The sequence below is a fragment of the Proteus sp. G4380 genome, from assembly GCF_963885725.1.
In the GTDB taxonomy this organism is placed as follows: Bacteria; Pseudomonadota; Gammaproteobacteria; order Enterobacterales; family Enterobacteriaceae; genus Proteus; species Proteus mirabilis.
The window spans coordinates 1-5897 of sequence record NZ_CAWPAV010000171.1; the positions used below are offsets into that span (position 1 = coordinate 1).

The following is a 5897-nucleotide window of genomic DNA, read 5'->3' on the forward strand; positions in this document are numbered from 1 at the left end:
AATAGTCTAGTGACTAGCCATTTAAAAAAAATATAAATCAGTTTTAAATTTTCATAAAACTTTAATCATTGTCGCTTAATCTCTAGTCAATCATCATAAATTGGCGTGGTAAGCGATATGTTACAGTTCAATATAAACTCACAAAATGGCTCAATGCCACATATTCGTGTAGAGAATATTCAAAAGAGATTTAATCAATTTATTGCTTTAGATGGTGTTTCTTTAGAGATTAAACAAGGCGAGTTAGTCTGCCTATTAGGGCCTTCTGGATGTGGAAAAACCACATTATTACGTTGTATTGCCGGATTAGAAACACAAGATCACGGTAGTATCTTTAATTACGATAACAACATCTCACACCTTCCCCCTCAAGCCCGTGACTATGGGATCTTATTTCAGTCCTATGCATTATTTCCTAACCTGACGGTACAGCAGAATATTGCGTATGGTTTAGCCGGTCAGCCTCGTAATGTGATTAAAGATCGCGTTAATGAAATGCTGGAGTTAGTTGGTTTACAAGATCGAAAGAAAAAATATCCAGGAGAATTATCTGGCGGTCAACAACAGCGCGTGGCATTGGCTCGTGCTTTGGCACCTGCCCCTTCTTTACTATTACTGGATGAGCCAATGTCGGCATTAGATGCACAAGTGCGTGAACATTTGTGTGTGGAGCTACGTAATTTACAGCAAAGCCTAAATATCACTACGCTAATGGTCACTCATAATCAAGATGAAGCCATGCTGATGGCCGATAGGATAGCTGTAATGAATAACGGCAAGGTTGAGCAGTACGGCAGTAGTGAAGAGATTTACAACCATCCACAAACACCATTTGTTGCAGAGTTTGTAGGAAAAGGTAACTGGTTACCTTTCAATAGAAATCAGCACGGTGAGGCGATGATTGGCTCACGAGAAGTCCAATTAAAACATACTGCAATACCTCATAATCAAGGGCGTCTCTTTTGTCGACCTGAATCAATCAAAATTAACCCAATACAAAACAAACATAATCAATACGATGCCAATATACAAAATGTGGTGTTTTTGGGAAGTCGTTGCATTATGAAGTTTGAATTAGACCATTTACCGGGACATTTATTACAAGCCGAGATCTCTGCTGCTGAGCTACATAGTATTCAAAACGGTAAAGTTAAAGTGACTTTACCGGCTAATGAACTACACATATTTGCGTAAGGTAGCGAGATAATGTCAGTGATAGTACCTACCAAATCTATTAATCGTTTAGATAGTTTGTTTGTTGCTGGTGGTAAGTTATTTATTATTTGCTTACTTACTCTTGGGGTTTTATTGCCTTTATTGGCTATTTTCTGGCGAGGTTTTACGCCTGATATATCACAAGGTGGTGGTTTTCAGGCCGCTATTGATTTGTTCACCAGTGCTAATTTTCTGTGGTTGGTGGGTAACAGTATTAGTGTTTCGTTAAGCGTTGCTGTTATTACAGTGCCACTGGCTTACCTGTTTGCTTATGCTCTACATCGCACCTTGATCCCTTTTAAATCCTTGTGGCGTGGAATATCACTATTACCCTTACTCGCTCCTTCTATGCTACCGGGTATTGCATTGGTTTATCTATTTGGTAACCAAGGGCTATTGCGTAGCTTACTCACAGAGAGTATTTATGGTTATTGGGGATTAGTGCTTGGTGAGGTGATCTACACTTTTCCTCATGCGCTAATGATTTTACTCTCCGCATTATCCATGTCTGATGCTCGTTTATTTGATGCTGCATCTAGCTTAGGGGTGTCTTCTTGGCGCACTTTTCGTAGTGTCACTTGGTCATCGAGCCGACATGGGATTTTCGCAGCATTGTGCTTGGTATTTACGTTAACTATTACTGACTTTGGTATTCCGGTTGTCGTCGGCGGAGATTATCAAGTACTGGCGTTAGAAGCCTATAAAGCCGTGCTTGGTCAGCAACAATTTGGCCGCGGTGCTTTAATCGGTATGTTGTTATTGCTACCTGCATTGTTGACCTTCGGTGTCGATGTTTGGTTACGTAAACGTCAACGTGATGCAATGAGCTCGCGTGCCCAATTCTATTTACCAAAAGCTAATTTTCAGCGTGACACGCTTTATCTAATATTTGTGATGCTTATTTGCGCGCTATTTTTATTGGTATTCGGTACGGCCGTTTACTCCTCTTTTATTCAGTTCTGGCCTTATAACTTATCGTTTTCGTTACGTCATTATAATTTTGAAGGATTGCCTGGGGGATGGCTCGCCTATACCAACAGTATTATTTTGGCATTTTACACTGCCACTATCGGCTGCTTTCTGATCTTTATGGGCGCTTACTTAATAGATAAAACGGCTTCTCACTCTTGGCTTAACAATCTGCTACGTATGTTAAGTTTTGTACCGATGGCCGTCCCGGGGTTAGTGTTGGGATTAGGGTATGTATTTTTCTTTAACTTACCGAATAATCCACTGAACTTTTTATACGGCAGTATGGTGTTATTAGTGCTGTGCTCCATTGCACACTTTTTCACTACTGCCTATATGACTGCGAGCACGGCACTGCGCCAGTTAGATAAAGAATTCGAGGCAGCTTCATTATCCTTAAAAGCGCCTTTATATCGTCACTTTTGGCGTATCACTATTCCTCTTTGTTTGCCGGCATTATTAGATATTTATCGTTATCTATTTGTTTCTGCTATGACAACGGTTTCCGCGGCGATCTTCCTTTATAGCCCAGACACTATTTTAGCCGCGGTTGCGGTATTGAATATGGATGATGCGGGCAATATTGGTGGCGCGGCAGCTATGTCGACATTGATTTTAACCACCTCGGCAGGGGTTTCGATATTGTTATCTATTGCTTCGCAAGGTGTTATTCGCCGTACACAAGCGTGGCATCAGCGTGAAGCTAAGCAATAAATTTAAAGGTTTAATTCTCTCACATAGCAATACTAGGAAAATCGCATGATGTTAAAAAAACTGATACTTGCCACCAGCTTATTATTTTCTGCGGGAACGGTCTTTGCAGCGACTGAAATTACGGTATACACCGCAATAGAAAGTGAACAATTACAAGCTTATAAACAAGCATTTGAGGCTAAATATCCTGATATAAAAATAAAATGGGTAAGAGATTCAACGGGGATTATCACCGCTAAATTATTAGCAGAAAAAGATCGTCCTCAAGCCGATGTTGTGTGGGGATTAGCTGCATCAAGTTTAGCAATATTAAAAGCGCAAAATATGCTTGAGCCTTATGCTCCGGCGCAGTTAGATGATATTGATGTGAAATTTCGTGATAGCAACAACCCGCCAACTTGGGTTGGTATGGATGTCTGGGCGGCAACGATTTGCTACAACACGATAGAAGCACAAAAATTGGGGTTATCTAAACCCACTTCTTGGCAAGATCTCACTAAGCCTGAATACAAAGGCAAAATCGTTATGCCAAATCCGGCATCATCAGGCACTGGGTTTTTAGATGTAAGTGCTTGGTTACAAATATTTGGTGAACAAGAGGGTTGGGCATATATGGACAAGTTGCATCAGAATATTGGTCAATATGTTCATTCTGGCTCCAAACCCTGCAAAATGGCTGCATCGGGGGAATACCAGATAGGCATATCCTTTGAATATCCGGCGATCCAATTGAAACGACAAGGGGCACCACTAGACATCATATTACCGCAAGAAGGATTGGGTTGGGATATTGAAGCAACGGCGATAATCAAAGGAACTAATAAGCGAGATGCCGCGCAAAAATTGGCTGACTTTTCCGCCTCAAAGGAAGCGATGAAGCTTTATAGTGCTAATTTTGCTGTATTAGCCAATACCAGTGTACCCGTAAGCCAAACAGAATTACCTCGCGATTATGCTCAACGTTTAATTAAAAATGATTTTATTTGGGCTGCTGAAAAGCGCGACACCATTTTAACTGAATGGCGTAAGCGCTATGACGGTAAGAGTGCAAAATAATTATTTTTTACTTTATTAATTAATAGATAGGGTGCGATGCACTCTATCTGGTTTAGGGTGTCATATGAAATTTGATATTGCGGTTATTGGTGCGGGCATTATTGGTTTATCTCATGCGTATGCAGCGGCTCAGCGAGGTTTACGTGTTGCTATTTTTGAGCGCAGTTACACGCCTGTGGGCGCTTCTGTACGTAATTTTGGTCACGGATTAATTTTGGGTCAAGCGCCGGGAAAAATGCTAGATTTAGCGAAAAATAGTCGTGAAATTTGGGCAACTATGGCCAAACAGGCTAAATTTTTAACGCGTCAAAAAGGGACTTATCTATTAGCACGTACACAATCTGAGCAAGCTGTTCTTGAAGCTTTTGTCGATGGTCGAGCTAAAACCTATGGTTATGATTGTGAATTACTTTCTAAAACACAATTAGCCACGGTTTATGGTGGTCAATTGCAACACCATAAAGCGGCGTTGCATGGCAAAGAAGATCAGGTGCTATTTTCGCGAGAAGCGATCCCACAGTTAGCGGCTTATTTAGGCAGCTTAGCTAATGTAACGAGTTATTTTTCCACATTAGTACGGGATATTGATGTAGATACGGGGACATTGATCACCAGTAATGGAACATTTAGTGCAGAAAAGATCATTGTCTGCTCAGGGCACGATTATCAAACATTACTGGCTGACGAAATAAAAAAGCTTGATCCTATAGTTTGCCGCCTGCAGATGTTGCGAGTGACAGCAGAGCAATATATTGGATTGGCGCATGCGCTAATGACGGGATTAAGTTGTACTCACTATGGTGCATTTGCCGATTTACCTGAGGCACAGGCTTTAGCGAAAGAAATTAAAATGCAATCGCCGTTAATTGAGCAGTATGGTATTCATTTATTAATTACCCCGACTCCTTATGGCGATCTTATTATTGGTGATTCTCATGAATATAGCTTAGATGCACAGCCTTTTAACAGCGAAGAGGTTGATAACCTCCTGATAGAGTTAGCTGAGCACACATTAGGTTGTTCGGTTCAAGTAAAAGAGCGTTGGCAAGGGGTTTATGGGGCAAAAGGAAAAGAGCCGATTTCGATTTTAACGCCGAGTGAAAAAGTCACTGCAGTATTGATGCGAACGGGTTTAGGAATGAGTGTTGGGCCTGGTTTAGGTGAACAGAATATTCGTCAACTATTTGATTAATCTTGCATTAGGGATGTGAAGTTATTTTTTAATTATAATATTCAGGTTACGAAGAGAGAATAAAAAAGAGATGTCTATTTTTTACACATCTCTTTTGCAATAACATATTCATTTGGTGCAAAAGCAGATGATTTATAACAACGATAATAGCCTTTAGAGGTTAAATCGAGACCGACATAAATTGAAAAGAAAAAGCTAAAAACGATACCAATTATTGCTATTCCTGCGCATATACCAGCTACTTTATTATTCATTCTTTGTAACTTTTTTTGGTATCCTAAAATAAAACTATAATATGAGAAATAAAGTATTAGAGGCGTTGCAAAAACTAAGAGCCCTGTTTGAAATGAGAATAAGATCCTATCTTCCATTAGAAAATAGGTTATGTAGTAACTTGTTGATATATAAATTGAAAAAATGGCTATAAATAGAATTGCAATAGAAGATAATATCAATTTTACTGGTTCTATTTTTATCAAAACTAAATTTCTCCCATTGAGAAAGATGGCGTTGGGGGATAGGGAAGGTCAGTTTTTAGCAAAAATTAAAACGTAAATAAAATGACCATATGATATACATAACAGTGATTGTAACATAACCCCATCTTAGCTTTTTATTTTTTTCTAAAAAAAGTAATAAAATACAAGGTATTAATATCAATATAGGCTCAATAACATATCTACCATTGAGTGGCAGTTGACAAAGATTATCAATATCACCTTCACCAATCATCCATTCATAGTCAGATATG

At 39.4% G+C, this 5897-nt stretch carries 6 protein-coding genes; 4 read left to right on the plus strand and 2 right to left on the minus strand.

Features of this window, described 5'->3' with window-relative positions; genetic code table 11:
* Nucleotides 1-117 precede the first annotated feature (117 nt).
* From AACU98_RS15280 to AACU98_RS15295, 4 genes are all read left to right on the plus strand, one after another.
* On the plus strand, nt 118-1194 hold the full coding sequence (locus AACU98_RS15280) for a putative 2-aminoethylphosphonate ABC transporter ATP-binding protein (RefSeq protein ID WP_004249814.1): 1077 nt from the start codon (nt 118-120) through the stop codon (nt 1192-1194).
* Nucleotides 1195-1206: 12 nt separating this feature from the next.
* On the plus strand, nt 1207-2898 hold the full coding sequence (locus AACU98_RS15285; RefSeq protein ID WP_161735055.1) for a putative 2-aminoethylphosphonate ABC transporter permease subunit: 1692 nt from the start codon (nt 1207-1209) through the stop codon (nt 2896-2898).
* Between the two features lie 45 nt (nt 2899-2943).
* Nucleotides 2944-3954 (plus strand): putative 2-aminoethylphosphonate ABC transporter substrate-binding protein, encoded by a 1011-nt coding sequence (locus AACU98_RS15290; RefSeq protein ID WP_202611333.1) that lies wholly within the window; start codon nt 2944-2946, stop codon nt 3952-3954.
* Between the two features lie 64 nt (nt 3955-4018).
* The gene (locus AACU98_RS15295; protein ID WP_063215777.1) at nt 4019-5146 is read left to right on the plus strand and encodes a TIGR03364 family FAD-dependent oxidoreductase; all 1128 of its coding nucleotides are present in this window, start codon (nt 4019-4021) and stop codon (nt 5144-5146) included.
* Between the two features lie 74 nt (nt 5147-5220).
* Here the strand turns inward: AACU98_RS15295 and AACU98_RS15300 are convergent, their stop codons facing one another.
* A complete protein-coding gene (locus AACU98_RS15300) occupies nt 5221-5517 on the minus strand; it encodes a DUF1240 domain-containing protein (protein ID WP_237612228.1) in 297 nt (98 codons plus the stop codon).
* Nucleotides 5518-5680: 163 nt separating this feature from the next.
* Nucleotides 5681-5896 carry a DUF2645 family protein gene (locus AACU98_RS15305; RefSeq protein WP_337247559.1) on the minus strand — a complete coding sequence of 72 codons (216 nt, stop codon included), beginning with the start codon at nt 5894-5896 and terminating at the stop codon, nt 5681-5683.
* Nucleotide 5897 lies beyond the last annotated feature (1 nt).